Consider the following 14,031-nt stretch of genomic DNA (forward strand, 5'->3'; position numbering starts at 1 on the left):
GCGTAAGTGTGATTTTAGACAGCTCAAATCAGCGAGCGGGCATTTGTTAATCTAAATGGCATTACGATGTGGCGTTAAGATGAATATTAAGCGGGTGAATTGCCTGAAATATTTTAATCCAATTTCTTTGGTACAGGGCGTATTGATTAGTATTTTTGGCCTGATCTGAAATCATGTTCTTCTTCTTTGAGTTCTGAAGAGCTACAGGTTGACTGAGCGTAGTGGATCAAATTCTTGTAGCCGTCAGGGACCAGCTTGGGGCAAAGAGTTCCAACCTCAATGGCCTGAGGACAAAAATAAACACCAGCCCAGCGATTGATGAATCGGCCTTTGATCTCGTCGGAGAACATGAAGCCATTGCGAGCCGCGTAATCAATGATTTGTTGCGGTCCAAGATCAGCTAATTGGTCTCGGAATGCCTGGTCTTCTCTTGCTCTGTCAATAAAAGCATGCAGCGCAGCCTTAGACATTGGGCTCCTGGATGTTTTCATCAATTTACTGCTTTGTGATTCTCTCATTGCTATCAAGCTTGTGATTGCAATATTTGCTTGCACCGTGGGTGAGGGCTGTTGAGCTTTGTAAACTGAATCGCTTTCTGAATCCATTTCTTATTAAAAGATCTAAGATCGATGGAATAGGGCTTTTCTTTGTTTTACGCTCTTATTAAGATAGCTGTCTTCATATGAAACGGGTCACGTTTGAGCTCAGCGATGAACTCCATAAGAAATTAAAACTTCTCTGTTATACCGAAGGCGTTTCTATTGGACATATTTTGCGCGAGTGTGTTTCTGACTTCTGCAATAAGCATGACGCTCATCTTATTGAATTAATTGATCATCGCTCCAAATAGTTTTTTGGGTCTGATGGTTTAAGGTCGCTTTTGTTTTGTTTGAGATAGGGTTCTTCTGAGATTGCGATATTGTTTGCTTGAGTATGGTTGTTAGGGCAAGTCTGATTGTTCTGGCAGCGGTATTGGTTTGATCGGTTTTGATTGGCGGCAAAGTGTAATTAAAAACTGTAACGCATTTGCTTGAATGTTCTGGTTTTGAATGGTCCGGCGATAGTTTAAATTACTTTGTTAAATGCTGCAGGGGTATGGCAGAGCGTTTCGATGTTTTGGTTCAGGGGATATCAAAGTCTGATGCACTTCATTTATTGTTTGCCAAAACAGACTCTGTTGAAAGACCGTCTGATCGGTATTTTGCGGCTACAAGATTGGGACTGTGTGATTGTGATGAAACTCTGGACGCTTTGATCAGGGCGACTAGCGATCTAAAAGTTGACGAATTGTTCGACAGGATCACTCGACGTAAGGCTGTTGAAGCACTGGGTAGAAGGAAGGATGCAAAGGCGATTCCTGCATTGGTTGAAGTTCTGAGGTGCTCTGATACCGAGGCGGTGATTAATTCCTTGTCAGCATTGATCAGAATTGGCTGGTCACCAAGTGAAGAAGAGGAAAGTCATCTTCTCAACCTCTTGGATGGAGAAGTCACGCAAGCACGTGCAGTGATTCAGCTTTTCACGAGGCTTCGCATCAAAAGCGTTCGTTCCAAAGAATGCATAGGAGGTTTGTGCGATGACGAAAGCCTTTTGATCTCTGGTGCTTCCAGGGCCTGCATGGCCTCGCTTTACGGGGAACATGATCTGATGAAGCCATTGGTGGCATGTCTGACAGATCTTGTCGCAGGCAAGCGTAGGTCCGCTGTCATTGATATCGGTGACTCTGGCGTTGAAGCTCTTCTTCCGGATTTGATTCGTGCACCTGTTTCAATGTCCCTCAGGGCTAAAAGTTTCTTTCAGATTGTTGATGCTAATGACTCGGTCTCTGATGCCAGACATCAAATTTTTTTAAAGCAGCTTTTACGTGATGATCCCCTTTTATTGGATATCAAATCTGAGTGGCAGTGTGGTGAAGATCCCTCCGAGATTGAGCAAAATCTCAGTCATCGTGATGAAGCACGGCAATATGGTGCTGCAGCGAGTCTGATGAGAATAGATCGTGATGAATGTTTGAAGTTAATTGAGAGTATGCAGGAGAGGCTCTGGTCTGATTATGTGACTCACTACTACCTGACCTGCATTGTTGGACTGCGTTCAATTCAGGAGAAAGGAGCTCTGATTCGTTCCGCGCTTGCAGAGACAACACCTCAATACACCAAGTCAAGAATTGCTGCCGCCTGGGCTTGTGTTGAACTACAGCTTTTTGATCAGATGGAATTACTGGATGAACTTTCCAGCTCTGCTCCATGGGCTCCACTGCGTTGGTCTTGCCAACAGGCACTTGGACATCTGCGTGAACAGCAAAACATCGCCGCCAGTGCATGAAGTTTGTTAGTTGAATTCTGCTGATAAAGCTCTGCTATTGAGGGATTCAGTCATCAATCTGCAGAATGTTTGGCCATGTGCTGCATCAGGTCAATGCATTTGCAGCTATAGGCCCACTCATTGTCGTACCAGGCAACTAGCTTCATGAACTGATCGTTGAGTGCCATTCCCGCTCCTGCATCAAACACTGAGGTGCAGCTTTCTCCGAGAAGATCGTTGGAAACGATCGGATCTTCGGTGTAACCGAGGATGCCGGAGAGACCATTCTGTGAAGCATCTTTCATTGTTTTCTTGATCTCTTCGTAGCTGGCCGGTTTGGCCAGATTCACGGTCAGGTCGACCACGGAGACGTCCGGTGTCGGTACTCGGAATGCCATGCCTGTGAGTTTTCCATTGAGTTCTGGAATCACACGGCCTACCGCTTTGGCTGCACCCGTGGAGCTGGGAATAATGCTCTGCCCGGCTCCCCGTCCACCACGCCAGTCCTTCAAAGAGGGGCTGTCCACAGGCTTCTGGGTTGCCGTGGTGGCGTGCACGGTGGTCATCAGGCCGCTGACGATGCCGTAGTGGTCATTGACCACTTTTGCGAGTGGTGCCAGGCAGTTGGTTGTGCAGCTGGCATTCGACACGATCTCCTCTCCTGCATAGGAGTTGTGATTCACTCCCATCACGAACATCGGAGTGTTGTCCTTGGAGGGAGCGCTCATCACCACGCGTTTGGCGCCTGCTTCCAGGTGTTGGCGGGCGGTGTCGTTGGTCAGAAAGAATCCAGTGCTCTCCAGCACGTAGTCCGCTCCCACATCACCCCAACGCAGCTGGCGAGGGTCACGTTCGGCCGAGACCCGAATGTGACTGCCATTCACCATCAGGTGCCCATCCACGACCTTGATTTCACCTGGGAACCGGCGATGCGTTGAGTCGTAACGCAGCAGGTAGGCGAGGTAGTCGAGTTCGATCAGGTCGTTGATGGCAACCACCTCCACGTCGGGACAGGCCATGGCCTGTCGGAAGGCGAGACGCCCGATGCGTCCGAAGCCATTGATGCCAATACGGATGGACATGAAGGCGAGCCCTTCTTCTTCCCTGATTTATAGAGCCCATTGCAGTCGAAAACCCCCTCCTTTTCTGGGACGAAGACAGAGTGGGCTCAGGTCGTTCCCTCAAGTCCATGGTTTCTCCGGAGCCGCAAGCCTCCTGCGCAATCTGTGCCCTGCATGGCGATGAGTCTGAGCTGACGGCCCATGAGGTCTGGCGGAGTGATCTCTGGTTGATGCGACATCATCCTCGTCCTGCTCCGCTGACCGGTTGGTGTCTGCTGGATTCCCGGCGCCACTTTGGTGGTCCGATGAACTTTGCTCCTGACGAAGCGCGGCAGTGGGGCGCTGTTGTGCAACGAGCTTCCCAGTTGATCCGTGAGGTCACAGGCTGCGATCGGGTCTATGCCATTGCCTTTGGAGAGGGTGCCCGCCATTTGCATCTGCATCTGATCCCACGCTGCGGTGATGATCCGCGCACCAGCGCATGGAAGATTGCTGATCTCTATCGCGATATCGAAGCGGGAAAGGTCACTGCAGCTTCCACTGAGCATGTGCATGACTGGTTGCTGCGCGCCAGGGCTTTAGCCCCGGCATTCCTGAGTTGATCAAACCATTGCGGTTGCGGGACTCACCGATGCCAGTCGTTGCCAGTGACGGTCTTGTAGCGATCAATCAGCATTTTTTCAGTTTGCTTATATCGTTCGATATTTTCTTCTAGCTCCTGTTCGTTGTGCTTGAGATAGGCATGATGTCCTACTTTCCATAATGTTCTGGCTTTTTTCCAGCGAATCCCTGCCTCCTTGGCGGCAGCAACTAATTCGTTGAATTCTTCTTTTGTGAAGTCAAATCTCATCCGTTTAGGATGCTGATCTGGTTGTTCAAGAGTCTAAGCAGCGATTTGTGGTGATGTCGAAAATCCTCTGGAAGTCGATCTCGATCAAGCTTTTCATGGGGTTGTTTGCTTGCGTTCCCATGGTTCAGGCAGAGCCCAAAACCTTGATCAGACTCGGTCACACAAGCGAAGAGGTGACTTTGAACAACCTCATGTCAAAAGCACCACAGGGTGCAACTATCACGGAGCAATCCTGCATCAGAATTGGGACAGGCAGGAGCTATCGCTACCGCTGCCAAATCACATTTGAATGATTGTTTCTGCTGTTCTCAATTGCAGCTTGATGCATCAATGAGAGCATCGGTTCAAGCGCGTCGAATCGAGAGCGGTGTGTTTGCCATTGTTTCTTTCTGTCACTGAACGGATCAGCTTCAGCCGTAAGGACCGAAGCGTGTTGCACAGGCAGCACCGCAGCGCGCTCCCAGCACAACGGCCTGATGGGTGCTCCAACCTGCGCTCAGTCCTGCGGTGACGCCGGCGGCAAAGCTGTCACCACATCCATAGGTTTCCACCATCCGGCCTGGCAGTTGCAGAGCATCAAAACGTCCGCCGGGAATCATCAGGCCGCCTGCCTCACCCTCGGTGGCGATGCGAACAGCGGGTGCAGGATTGAGACAGTTCTCGGGAACCTGTTCACCGGGGTCAAGTCCGCTGCCGATCAGGGCGTCCAGTTGCACCGATGCTTGCTGCAGTACCGAGAGGCCCAGCCGTGGCGTTGCGCTCAGAACCCTGGCCTGGCGCGCCTGCCGCAGGCCATCGCAGTCGGTAGCCGATGCGAAGACGCCGTCGCAGTCGGCAAGTCGTTCCCAGCCGAGTTCATCTTGAGCCGTAGGCATCAAACGCTCTCCGATCACTGTGATCGCACGGTCACCGCTGGGGTCCATCAGGCTGATTCCGCGGCGACTGGGTTTGTCACGCCAGGCCACCACCGGTTCAACGCCTAACTCCCTGAGGCGTTGTTCGCTGCGTTGGCCGATCGCATCTCGACCGAGTGCTGTGAAAAAGAGCACTCTTTGACCGGTGAGGCGTGCCAGCTGGACTGCGATCACAGCTCCGGCGCCCGCAGGTTCTTCGAGGTCCCGGAAAGCTCTGCCGATCCTGCCTGGCCTGGGTAGTGCATCGACCTCCAGAAAGGTGACCCATTCCTGATGACCCACCACCGCCAGTTTGAGAGATTTCAACTCGCGGTCCAAAGGCGTGGGCATTGCGTCAGGGGATTGGCAGGACGGATTTGGCGGCATCGCGCAGCTGCACGTTGATCTTGCCTCCAACAGAATCCACTTTCACTCCTCCGGTCACATTCAGCAGTTCCCCGTCGGGAGTGCCGACCAGCACTGGTCCTCCCTCGGGGCCATTCACGCTGACAGGAGCGGTGACCTCTCCCACCGTGACGGAACCATCCACGGAGACTCCGCCCTCGACATTGACTGGTTGAGTCACAGCTACACCCTTGGGGACTCCCACGTCACCACTGACGGGTAACACCTTGACAGCTTCGATCGACAGGGGCTCCTCGCCTTTCACGCTGACGGGTGCAGAGAGTTTGTCGACGGTGATGCCACCGACGAGCCGCACGGGAAATGGCTGATTGAGTGGCAAGCCAATGGGAATCGGTTGGCGAAGAATCTGAATGGCAGCCACGGCAATGGCCCATGCGGCAATGACCACAGCCAGCGGCCAGCGGCTGGCCATCATCAGAACGAACCAACGTGGGTCCGAGCTTTGTGAGGTCTTTGGGCCCTGGTCTGCCATGGCTTGGATGTACTTGATGCACCGGTTGTACCGGCTTCCCGCGGCTCGGCCATGGGTTGCACTGTGACCTGCGGCTCAAGTTCAAAGCTCGTATTCCTCTTCGAAGCGCGCCAAAAGGCCTTTGTAGAGAGCCAGAGTTCCCTCGCTTTCTTCGGTCACCCCCTCGGTGACGTAAAGCGCTGCCAAGTGGGTACAAGCGGCATGAACCTGGGCAAAGGCTTCCGCGTACTCGTTCTGAACGTCCTCCTCGCGGATGTCTCTGATCATCGCCGAGACAAATTCCACTTTCTTCTCGGCTGCTTTGATCTCAGCCTCCATCTCCTTGCTCAGTTTACGACGCTTGCGAGCCATGCCTCTGGGTCGACTGCCTTCAACCTAGGAGTGAGACCTGCAGCCGGACTGAGACTTGCAGGTCTGCACGCGAGTCAGAAACAGAAGGGAAGGTATTTGGCGCTGCAGGCGACGTATCCATCAACGAGTGGTCCGAGTCCGATTTGATGAACGATTCCCTGACCTGTGATGGCTTCAGTCAAGACGCCAATCACGATGCCCAACATGGCGGCACGTCCGTTGAAACGTTCCACCTGTTCGAGCTGTTGTTCATGGATGGCGCGGGCGGCTGAATCCTGAAACCACTTGTTGGTTGCCTGCTGCTGACTCATGGAACCGATGCGAATGTTGAGCAATGTAACAGCACATTGACTTTTGTTCTCAATCACTTTCTTTGACGTCTCTGATTTCCACCCAGTGGCAGATCGGTCCCTGGCCCTGTCCGATGGCCAGGGCCTGCCTCAGGCCTCGTTTGACGTACTCCCGCGCCCGCGCAATCGCCTCTTCGAGATCCTGGCCAAGAGCCAGTCCTGCGGTGACGGCTGCTGACAGCGTGCAGCCTGTGCCGTGGGTATGTGGCGTGTCCACCCACGTACCTTCCTCAAGCCAGTGGGGTTGGCCGTTGAACAGCAGATCACGGCCACCCTGGGATCGATCACTGCCGCTTTTGATCAGAACCGCCGCAGGGCCCTGGGCGTGGATGATGGCGGCCGCTTTCTCGGTGTCACTGTCGTTGTTCAGCTCATGGCCGCTGAGCAGTCGGGCTTCATGGCGATTCGGGGTGAGCAGGGTTGCCAGCGGCAGGAGGTTTTGGCGAAGCGCCGCGATCGCGTCAGCTTCAAGCAGTGCTGCACCGGTGCGGCTCACCATCACAGGGTCGATCACCTTGGGGATGGTCCAGTGCCGTAACAGCTCAGCAGTGGTTTGAATCAGTTCGGCATTCAGCAGCATCCCGGTTTTCAGTGCATCGACAGCCAGGTCGTTCTGGATGGCTTGCAGCTGTGCTTTCAGGCCTGCGGGTGGAATTGGATCAACCCGGTCGACTCCACAGGTGTTTTGTGCGGTGACGCATGAGAGAGCGCTGCAGCCATGCACCCGGAAGGCCATAAAGGCGCGCAGATCAGCCTGGATTCCAGCCCCTCCTCCTGAATCGCTTCCCGCGATGGTGAGGGCGATCGGTGGAGTGATGTGATGGGCCTTCATCAGGGTTTACGCCAGATCACCGGCTTGCGGCGTTTGGGATAGAGCTCTCGGCATAGCTTGCAGACCGTGCCATCGCAGCCGCGAGCCGTGCAGTGCTCGCGGCCGTAGAAAATGATCTGCAGGTGCAGTCGATTCCAGTGCTCCCTGGGGAAGAGAGCCTTGAGATCAGCTTCTGTTTTCACAACGCTGTCGCCCTTGCTCAACCCCCAGCGTTGGGCAAGACGATGAATATGGGTGTCTACAGGGAAGGCGGGTACACCGAAGGCCTGCGCCATCACCACGCTGGCGGTTTTGTGACCGACACCCGGTAGCGCTTCAAGCTCTTCAAAACTCTGTGGCACCGCTCCGCCGTGGACATTCACCAGGATGTGGGCGAGTTTGTGCACATTGCGCGCTTTGGTTTTCGCAAGTCCCAGCTGACGGATGTGGCTGTGGATCTCAGTCTCGTCGAGCGCTGCCATGGCAGCGGGCGTTGGTCCAGCGGAGAACAGTGCTGGAGTGACTTCGTTCACTTTCTTGTCGGTGCACTGGGCACTGAGCAGAACGGCGATCAGCAGCGTGAAGGCATCGCTGTGATCCAGGGGAATCGGCGTCTCGGGGTAGTGCTCATTCAGCCGATCGAGGATCACTCTGGCCCGTTCGCCCTTGTTCATCACGCCCTGGGATCGACATTCATGATTGCAGCGCCGTGCCTGGGATGAGAGATTGGCAGAGGTTCGAACTGTGGGTTCATGAGCTCTGAAAAGCGCCGAACCGGTTCTGATTCAAGCGACGCCTACGCACGGGCTGTTCGCAGGGAAGAGCAGCAACAGGAGCGTGAGCAGCAGCAGCATCCTCATAACGACAAAATTGAAAAGAATGCTGAAATCACTGAAATTGATGAAGCCAGTGATCTTTTTCGTCAGCACAGCCATCAACAATCGATGGAGGGTGGCTGAAATCAGGATTGTTTGGGTTCATGTTGATTCAGAAGAGTTAAATTGCGATCTGTTCTGTGTGGTTAGTTGGTGTTGGTTCCTGCTTGCTTTTGTTATTGCGCGAAATTGATTCACCCAGGTTGCACGCGATTTTTATGGTGATGACCAGATATTAATCGCCTCGTTTGAATTTAGGTTGAATTCATTTCGCTTGTGAATTACTGGATGATATTGATCGAAGTATTCATTGATTTCTCACTGAGTGCTCAGGCTCGTCTTTTTGCGGGTCGCTATTCAAGTAGAAGATTCATTGATGTCTTCATGTCAACTGCTATAGACTACGATCTTCGGCATGGGTTGAGTGACACGCTGTTGTTTTCATTTTTATCCACGGCTCTATCCTCAGCTGCTGTTTGCTTTGTTTTGATTATGTGGTTTGATTTGCTCCCATAGGCTTCTGCCTGCTCTTTTTTCTGGTGCGCCTGACCAGACTGCGACAAGGCTTTTTCTGATCACCAGTAAGATGCCTTTCGGTCCTAGTCTCGGCGCACGAGTTCTCTAACCACATGTCGAGTCGACGGACCGCTTTATGGATCGGCAGCGCTCTCGGCCTGATTGCGATTGTTGCCTGGGTCGCTGAAATTGACATTGTTTTTCAGGAGTCAGCTGAAGAACAAGAGCCAAATCGAAAGTCACTTGTGATTGACGGTGCTTCGTCTGGACAGAAAGTCGACGTCCAATAACATCTGATTCAACGTCTCTGGGAGCTTAAGCACGCGTTGTCCAGGGCTCAGAGATTGTCAGCTTGAAGGCCGGCTCAGGGGATTACAGGCTTGTGGGTCTGAAGCAATGTTGTTTCTAGGCTGTGGTTCGCAACTCAGTGATTGCTTTCACATTGTCCTGATTTTCGGTGGGTGTTTCTGTTTGACCATTCATATAAGCTCCTAAAACTGCGACCACAAATAACAGGCCAAGTAGAAGTAAATATTTCACGCTGCTGTGCCGAGTTTGTTTCCAGCTTACACATCACTTGCCTGATACGACAACAGTTTTGATTGTGGTAAGCCTGAATGGCTGTTGTTAACTGATTGGTTTGCCATTAATGCTGGACTGCTGATCTTGCTTGTGTGCTCCAGGCGTTGATTGGTCGATCGACTCTGTTTGTTTGGTTTTTTTGTTGAACTGTTGGTCTGTTTTGACACGCTAATCCAGCTTGATTAGTCTTGCTCTAGTCGCCCTGAGTGCGTGGTACAGACAATTATTTTGGCGTTTCTTGGGCTTGCATGGGCTTTCTATGTAAGAAGAACTAAAGCAACGATCAAAACCTTAAGGTGCCAGCTTCGAGAACATCAGCTACAGGAACATGCAGCGATCAATTGGTGCTGCTGCGCTGTTCAACGGGCGGATAACAAGGATCAGCTATTGCAAGCATTCCGTCAGTTTGTTGATACCGGTCGTGAAATTATTGACTTTCCGGACCGTCTCGCTGAATTTATGAGAGTGAATAGTCTGACTGAGGTTCAGCACATGAGGAACATCATTGTGCTTGATAAGGTGTTGCAAGCGTTTAATGAACGTTGATTTCTGCTGATGGGATATCTTCCTCTGCCTATCGCTCACTGTTGACGGATTAATTTATCTCAGCCGCCGCCTCAGCTTCTGACGACTTTGCTGGATTGATCTGAATGGAGAAAGCATTGTCCTTGCATTCTCCCTTGACGTCTGAAGCTTCGCCCGCCGGTATTAATGCCACTCCTCCTTTCTTTCCATAGTTTGGCTCACGGTATTGGTCATGTTCTGAGTAGCCAGCTTTGCCAGCATTGCAATCCACCGTCACTGCCACCACCTTGTCACTCCTGACCTCAAAAGATTGTCCCAGATTGAAGTTGAGAGTTGATGCATTGCCTGTTTCAGTGCTCAGCGTTGTCTGAATGCTTGCAGGGCTGCAGATACTGGTGACATCTGTTGGTTTGCTGTACTCCGTGGCATAGCTGAACGGTAATTCCTGTGGGAAAACAGTCACGGACATTTGTAGTGGATGGTCTTTCCCTTCCAATCTCTTGTAATCCGTAGGGTAGGTTTCTCTAACACTGTCGTAAACCACCATTTGTAGAAGAGTTGGGCTGCACCATGTCACAACTGTCTGTAGTTTTGATCTGTCGATCCCGATGGTCCCTTGTTGGTAAGGACCATTGTTCAGAAATGTTTTTTCTTCAAACCGATCCGATGCAGTGCAGCCTGCTAACAGGGTTGAGATTGAAAGAACGATGGCAACAAAGCTCTTCATGTGTTGACCGATGATTTGAAGACTGGATGTTGTGTGTAAGCGGCTTGATTCCTTCAAGCCATTTATCTTCATTGCGTTCTACATTGTTGAATTGTGTTGTTTCAAGCCGTAGCTCGATGAGGTCGACTCAGGAGCCAGGCTTAATCGCTTCCTTGACCGATTCAACGCCTTTCTGTATTGCTTCTGCGGGCACTCTGAGCCTCTGTTGCTGGGTATTGGACCAGATGTTGACGGCGTAGACGATGGCGCCACCCACGATCAATGCGGCAAGAACAAGGCCGACTCCGTTGCCCCCCTGTTGGATCACAACCGGCCTTTGCTGTTCCGGATCACTCATTGACCTTCCTCGAATGGTTCATCACTGACATGGTTGTAGCCATTGCCTGTTGTCTTGTCTGTCTGTGCCAATGGGTTTGATCGTTGTCATCGTTGCCGCTATGACGTCCCATAACGTCGCCAGTCCGGAGTGTTAGTGCCATGCTCACCACCAGCACCCGTCTGAAACTGCAGTCCATCCTCCGGCGAATGGCTAATGGTTGCAGTGTCAGCCTGTCGGATCGTGTTTATCTCCAGAAGTTCGCCGACCGAGATCGCACGGTCTCTTCCTGGCTTCGTCGTGCTCGGCGACAACAACTTGCAGGGGGCCATTTTGAAGGTCTTGACAGCCTTCTCGACGGTCTTGATCTCGGCAGTGCAGAACCCGACCAGCAGCACAGGCCCGATGCTGATGACCTCGGCGATTGGTTCGCGGGTGCCGATCCCTGGCTGAGACGTGACTGAGGTTCGCTTAGCGTTGGCTCAGTGCATGCTCTCGTTTTGAACAACACCTCCCGGGGAGTGATTTACGTATCGGTTTGGGTTGTGATCTGGGGCACGGCGTCTTCTCTTGTTGACTGGTTGCTTCTCAACTCAGATCTTTATCAAGAAGGGAGTTTCGGTCAGGCCGCCACCTTCATCGGTTATGGAGCTGCTGCCTCCGTTCTCGCGGTCCGTCTTTCCAGTCGCTTCCTGTTCAAAATCCAGTCTGCAGAAGACGGCGCAGATGCAGATCAGTCATCCAGTTGAGCAGGCGCTCGATGCACAGAAAGCGCTGCAAGCAATCCGCCCACAAAGCCGGACGCATGTCCGATCCAGCTCACGCCTGCGGGAGATGCCCAGGGCAGCAATCCTGGTAACGCGCTTCCGTAGAGCAGCAGGGCAATGATGCTCAGCACAATGGGCAGTGGTCGCCTTTCCAGAAAACCGATCAGCACCAGATAGCCCAGTAGTCCATACACCACACCCGATAGTCCGTGAGCGCCGACCGGCCAGAACAACCAGATCGGAATCTCCATCACGATCACGGCGATCCACACGCTCAGATAGGCCCTCTGGCTCCGTGCCAGCACCAGATAGCTGAGCGGAAGGAACACCAGGCTGTTGGCGATGAGATGGCCGAAGCCCTGGTGGCTGAATGGTGCGGTGAACAAGGACCACCAGGGTGTTCCAGGTCCCATTGCCAGGTTCCAGCGACCGCCGAAAATCAATTGATCCACCAGTTCCTGCAGCCAGGCCAAGCCGAGCAGAATCAGAGGCAGAGCGATCAATGCTTCAACAGGTTCTCTGGGATCACTGAAGCAGTTTTTGGCTGATCCCGGTTGGTCGTGTTGATAACAGCCGGTGATCATGTGTCGGAATTCAGCTCCGACCCGCTATGAACTGACCAGTCAGCGAGCGGATCACACCATGACCACCAAGTGTGAGGTGATCGTGATCGGCAGCGGTATCGGTGGTCTCTGCTGCGCTGCGTTGTGTGCTAGGGCCGGCCATGAGGTCATGGTTCTCGAGGCCCATGGCCATCCCGGTGGTGCTGCTCACGGTTTCGAGCGGCAGGGATATCAGTTCGAATCGGGACCTTCTCTCTGGAGTGGACTTGGCCGCTGGCCTAGCAGCAACCCGTTGGCCCAGATTCTCAGGGCCTTGGACGAACCTCTGGATGTGATTCCCTATCGGGACTGGGATGTGCTGTTCCCGGAAGGGCATCTGCGCATCGGGGTGGGCGCTGACGGCTTCGAACAGGTTGTCGCTGATCTGCGCGGAACGGCAGCGGTCGAGGAGTGGCGTCGATTCGCTGAGGTGTTGCAGCCGATCGCTGCAGCGGCGGACGCCCTGCCGCTGCTGGCACTGCCTCCGGGTGGGCTCGATGGTCTTGGCCCTCTGCTGCGGCGCAGTGGTCGTTTGCTTCCCCACCTGCCGGCTCTGCGCCATCTCAGCGGTGCCTTCGGCCCACTGGTGGATCGCCACCTTCAAGATCCCTTTTTGCGCCATTGGGTTGATCTGCTCTGCTTTCTGATCAGTGGCATGCCCATGGCCGACACCAATGCCGCTGCCATGGCAACACTGTTCGGTGAATGGTTTGAACCGGAGGCCTGCCTCGATTTTCCCAAGGGCGGGAGTGCTTCCGTTGTGCAGGCTCTGCTGCGCGGACTTGAGAAACATGGCGGCAGCCTGCGCCTTGGAGCCCGCGTGAAGCGGGTTTTACTGGATGGTGATCGGGCCGTCGGCGTCGAGCTGGTCAACGGTGAACAGTTCGCAGCAGATCATGTGGTCAGTAACGCTGATGCCTGGAGTACGGCAAAGCTGTTGCCTGAAAAGACATCACCCTCATGGCGCCGCCAACGTCTCGAGACTCCAGCCTGCGCCTCCTTTCTCCATCTGCATCTGGGCTTTGATGCCAGCGGCCTTGAGGATCTGCCCATTCACACGGTGTGGGTTGGAGACTGGGAAAGGGGAATTGATGCCGAACGCAACGCCGTGGTGGTGTCGATTCCGTCGGCGTTGGATCCATCGATGGCGCCTCCCGGTCAGCACGTTCTGCATGCCTACACGCCGGCCAATGAACCTTGGTCTCACTGGAGTGGTTTGGAACGATCCACGGCTGCTTATGACGAGCAGCGTGAGCAGCGTTGTGCGGTGTTTTGGCAGGTTCTTGAGCAGCGCATCCCCGATCTGCGCCGTCGCTGCCGAATCGTGATGGAGGGCACGCCCCTGACCCATCGCCATTTCCTGTCGGTGCATCAAGGCAGTTATGGACCAGCGCTGTCGGCTGCAAAGGGGTTGTTCCCTGGTGTGCAGACACCCCTGCAAGGTTTTCTTCAGTGCGGTGCCAGCACCTTCCCCGGTATCGGGATTCCTCCTGTCGCCGCCAGTGGGGCAATGGCCGCCCATGCGATCACTGGACAGCGGTCTCAGAAGCAACTTCTGGAGAGCCTGTCTCTCTGACCAACATCAAACCTGCAGCAGCTGCGT

The 14,031-nt window shown here is 53.5% G+C and carries 19 protein-coding genes; 7 read left to right on the forward strand and 12 right to left on the reverse strand.

Annotated elements, in window-relative coordinates; translation table 11 throughout:
* Positions 1-146: 146 nt before the first annotated feature.
* Positions 147-605, reverse strand: coding sequence for a Nif11-like leader peptide family natural product precursor (locus SIB58_RS03600; protein ID WP_231857092.1), 459 nt, complete (start codon positions 603-605; stop codon positions 147-149).
* Between the two features lie 490 nt (positions 606-1,095).
* Here SIB58_RS03600 and SIB58_RS03605 point away from each other — a divergent pair, with 490 nt between their 5' ends.
* Positions 1,096-2,325, forward strand: a complete 1,230-nt coding sequence (locus tag SIB58_RS03605; protein WP_066908265.1) for a HEAT repeat domain-containing protein — start codon at positions 1,096-1,098, stop codon at positions 2,323-2,325.
* 53 nt (positions 2,326-2,378) lie between these two features.
* On the opposite strand, the gene gap is transcribed toward SIB58_RS03605, so the two are convergent.
* On the reverse strand, positions 2,379-3,386 hold the full coding sequence (gene gap / locus SIB58_RS03610) for a type I glyceraldehyde-3-phosphate dehydrogenase (RefSeq protein ID WP_066908262.1): 1,008 nt from the start codon (positions 3,384-3,386) through the stop codon (positions 2,379-2,381).
* A gap of 107 nt (positions 3,387-3,493) precedes the next feature.
* On the opposite strand from gap, the gene SIB58_RS03615 reads away from it, so the two are divergent.
* The gene (locus tag SIB58_RS03615; protein WP_066908259.1) at positions 3,494-3,967 is read left to right on the forward strand and encodes an HIT family protein; all 474 of its coding nucleotides are present in this window, start codon (positions 3,494-3,496) and stop codon (positions 3,965-3,967) included.
* 23 nt (positions 3,968-3,990) lie between these two features.
* Here SIB58_RS03615 and SIB58_RS03620 read toward each other — a convergent pair whose 3' ends face one another.
* From SIB58_RS03620 to nth, 7 genes are all read right to left on the reverse strand, one after another.
* Positions 3,991-4,215 carry a hypothetical protein gene (locus SIB58_RS03620; RefSeq protein WP_066908256.1) on the reverse strand — a complete coding sequence of 75 codons (225 nt, stop codon included), beginning with the start codon at positions 4,213-4,215 and terminating at the stop codon, positions 3,991-3,993.
* 410 nt (positions 4,216-4,625) lie between these two features.
* Entirely contained in the window at positions 4,626-5,459 is an 834-nt protein-coding gene (locus tag SIB58_RS03625; RefSeq protein ID WP_066908250.1) for a PfkB family carbohydrate kinase, read from the reverse strand.
* Positions 5,460-5,463: 4 nt separating this feature from the next.
* Complete coding sequence (locus SIB58_RS03630; RefSeq protein WP_067326329.1) at positions 5,464-6,006, reverse strand: hypothetical protein; 543 nt, start codon at positions 6,004-6,006, stop codon at positions 5,464-5,466.
* A gap of 81 nt (positions 6,007-6,087) precedes the next feature.
* On the reverse strand, positions 6,088-6,357 hold the full coding sequence (locus tag SIB58_RS03635; protein WP_066908243.1) for a hypothetical protein: 270 nt from the start codon (positions 6,355-6,357) through the stop codon (positions 6,088-6,090).
* A gap of 74 nt (positions 6,358-6,431) precedes the next feature.
* Entirely contained in the window at positions 6,432-6,668 is a 237-nt protein-coding gene (locus SIB58_RS03640) for a high light inducible protein (RefSeq protein WP_066908462.1), read from the reverse strand.
* A gap of 49 nt (positions 6,669-6,717) precedes the next feature.
* Positions 6,718-7,539: a bifunctional hydroxymethylpyrimidine kinase/phosphomethylpyrimidine kinase gene (thiD, locus tag SIB58_RS03645; protein ID WP_066908240.1), complete on the reverse strand. Its 822-nt coding sequence runs from the start codon at positions 7,537-7,539 to the stop codon at positions 6,718-6,720.
* A complete protein-coding gene (gene nth, locus SIB58_RS03650) occupies positions 7,539-8,192 on the reverse strand; it encodes an endonuclease III (protein ID WP_066908237.1) in 654 nt (217 codons plus the stop codon). Before nth ends, thiD begins: the two co-directional genes overlap by 1 nt.
* A gap of 78 nt (positions 8,193-8,270) precedes the next feature.
* Between nth and SIB58_RS03655 the strand changes: the two genes are divergently transcribed.
* Together SIB58_RS03655 and SIB58_RS03660 are read left to right on the forward strand one after the other, a co-directional pair.
* Positions 8,271-8,477 (forward strand): hypothetical protein, encoded by a 207-nt coding sequence (locus tag SIB58_RS03655; RefSeq protein WP_066908234.1) that lies wholly within the window; start codon positions 8,271-8,273, stop codon positions 8,475-8,477.
* Between the two features lie 1,224 nt (positions 8,478-9,701).
* Positions 9,702-10,037, forward strand: a complete 336-nt coding sequence (locus SIB58_RS03660) for a hypothetical protein (protein ID WP_066908231.1) — start codon at positions 9,702-9,704, stop codon at positions 10,035-10,037.
* 49 nt (positions 10,038-10,086) lie between these two features.
* On the opposite strand, the gene SIB58_RS03665 is transcribed toward SIB58_RS03660, so the two are convergent.
* Both SIB58_RS03665 and SIB58_RS03670 read right to left on the reverse strand, forming a co-directional pair.
* Positions 10,087-10,743 (reverse strand): hypothetical protein, encoded by a 657-nt coding sequence (locus SIB58_RS03665; protein WP_156487698.1) that lies wholly within the window; start codon positions 10,741-10,743, stop codon positions 10,087-10,089.
* Positions 10,744-10,870: 127 nt separating this feature from the next.
* Positions 10,871-11,080, reverse strand: coding sequence for a hypothetical protein (locus SIB58_RS03670; RefSeq protein WP_066908225.1), 210 nt, complete (start codon positions 11,078-11,080; stop codon positions 10,871-10,873).
* Positions 11,081-11,220: 140 nt separating this feature from the next.
* Here SIB58_RS03670 and SIB58_RS03675 point away from each other — a divergent pair, with 140 nt between their 5' ends.
* Both SIB58_RS03675 and SIB58_RS03680 read left to right on the forward strand, forming a co-directional pair.
* Positions 11,221-11,523, forward strand: coding sequence for a hypothetical protein (locus SIB58_RS03675; protein WP_066908222.1), 303 nt, complete (start codon positions 11,221-11,223; stop codon positions 11,521-11,523).
* A gap of 36 nt (positions 11,524-11,559) precedes the next feature.
* The gene (locus SIB58_RS03680) at positions 11,560-11,808 is read left to right on the forward strand and encodes a hypothetical protein (protein ID WP_066908459.1); all 249 of its coding nucleotides are present in this window, start codon (positions 11,560-11,562) and stop codon (positions 11,806-11,808) included.
* On the opposite strand, the gene SIB58_RS03685 is transcribed toward SIB58_RS03680, so the two are convergent.
* Complete coding sequence (locus SIB58_RS03685; protein ID WP_066908456.1) at positions 11,793-12,329, reverse strand: rhomboid family intramembrane serine protease; 537 nt, start codon at positions 12,327-12,329, stop codon at positions 11,793-11,795. The two genes, SIB58_RS03680 and SIB58_RS03685, sit on opposite strands and share 16 nt — an antisense overlap.
* A gap of 139 nt (positions 12,330-12,468) precedes the next feature.
* Here SIB58_RS03685 and SIB58_RS03690 point away from each other — a divergent pair, with 139 nt between their 5' ends.
* Positions 12,469-14,004, forward strand: coding sequence for a phytoene desaturase family protein (locus SIB58_RS03690; protein WP_066908453.1), 1,536 nt, complete (start codon positions 12,469-12,471; stop codon positions 14,002-14,004).
* Positions 14,005-14,031: the final 27 nt, after the last annotated feature.

Source organism: Synechococcus sp. MIT S9504 (assembly GCF_047497135.1).
In the GTDB taxonomy this organism is placed as follows: Bacteria; Cyanobacteriota; Cyanobacteriia; order PCC-6307; family Cyanobiaceae; genus Synechococcus_C.

Coding starts and splice junctions, on each gene's coding strand:
- SIB58_RS03600 (WP_231857092.1), bottom strand. CDS start 605: ATGGATTCAGAAAGCGATTCAGTTTACAAAGCTCAACAGCCCTCACCC.
- SIB58_RS03605 (WP_066908265.1), top strand. CDS start 1,096: ATGGCAGAGCGTTTCGATGTTTTGGTTCAGGGGATATCAAAGTCTGAT.
- gap (WP_066908262.1), bottom strand. CDS start 3,386: ATGTCCATCCGTATTGGCATCAATGGCTTCGGACGCATCGGGCGTCTC.
- SIB58_RS03615 (WP_066908259.1), top strand. CDS start 3,494: ATGGTTTCTCCGGAGCCGCAAGCCTCCTGCGCAATCTGTGCCCTGCAT.
- SIB58_RS03620 (WP_066908256.1), bottom strand. CDS start 4,215: ATGAGATTTGACTTCACAAAAGAAGAATTCAACGAATTAGTTGCTGCC.
- SIB58_RS03625 (WP_066908250.1), bottom strand. CDS start 5,459: ATGCCCACGCCTTTGGACCGCGAGTTGAAATCTCTCAAACTGGCGGTG.
- SIB58_RS03630 (WP_067326329.1), bottom strand. CDS start 6,006: ATGGCAGACCAGGGCCCAAAGACCTCACAAAGCTCGGACCCACGTTGG.
- SIB58_RS03635 (WP_066908243.1), bottom strand. CDS start 6,357: ATGGCTCGCAAGCGTCGTAAACTGAGCAAGGAGATGGAGGCTGAGATC.
- SIB58_RS03640 (WP_066908462.1), bottom strand. CDS start 6,668: ATGAGTCAGCAGCAGGCAACCAACAAGTGGTTTCAGGATTCAGCCGCC.
- thiD (WP_066908240.1), bottom strand. CDS start 7,539: ATGAAGGCCCATCACATCACTCCACCGATCGCCCTCACCATCGCGGGA.
- nth (WP_066908237.1), bottom strand. CDS start 8,192: ATGAACAAGGGCGAACGGGCCAGAGTGATCCTCGATCGGCTGAATGAG.
- SIB58_RS03655 (WP_066908234.1), top strand. CDS start 8,271: ATGAGCTCTGAAAAGCGCCGAACCGGTTCTGATTCAAGCGACGCCTAC.
- SIB58_RS03665 (WP_156487698.1), bottom strand. CDS start 10,743: ATGAAGAGCTTTGTTGCCATCGTTCTTTCAATCTCAACCCTGTTAGCA.
- SIB58_RS03670 (WP_066908225.1), bottom strand. CDS start 11,080: ATGAGTGATCCGGAACAGCAAAGGCCGGTTGTGATCCAACAGGGGGGC.
- SIB58_RS03675 (WP_066908222.1), top strand. CDS start 11,221: ATGCTCACCACCAGCACCCGTCTGAAACTGCAGTCCATCCTCCGGCGA.
- SIB58_RS03690 (WP_066908453.1), top strand. CDS start 12,469: ATGACCACCAAGTGTGAGGTGATCGTGATCGGCAGCGGTATCGGTGGT.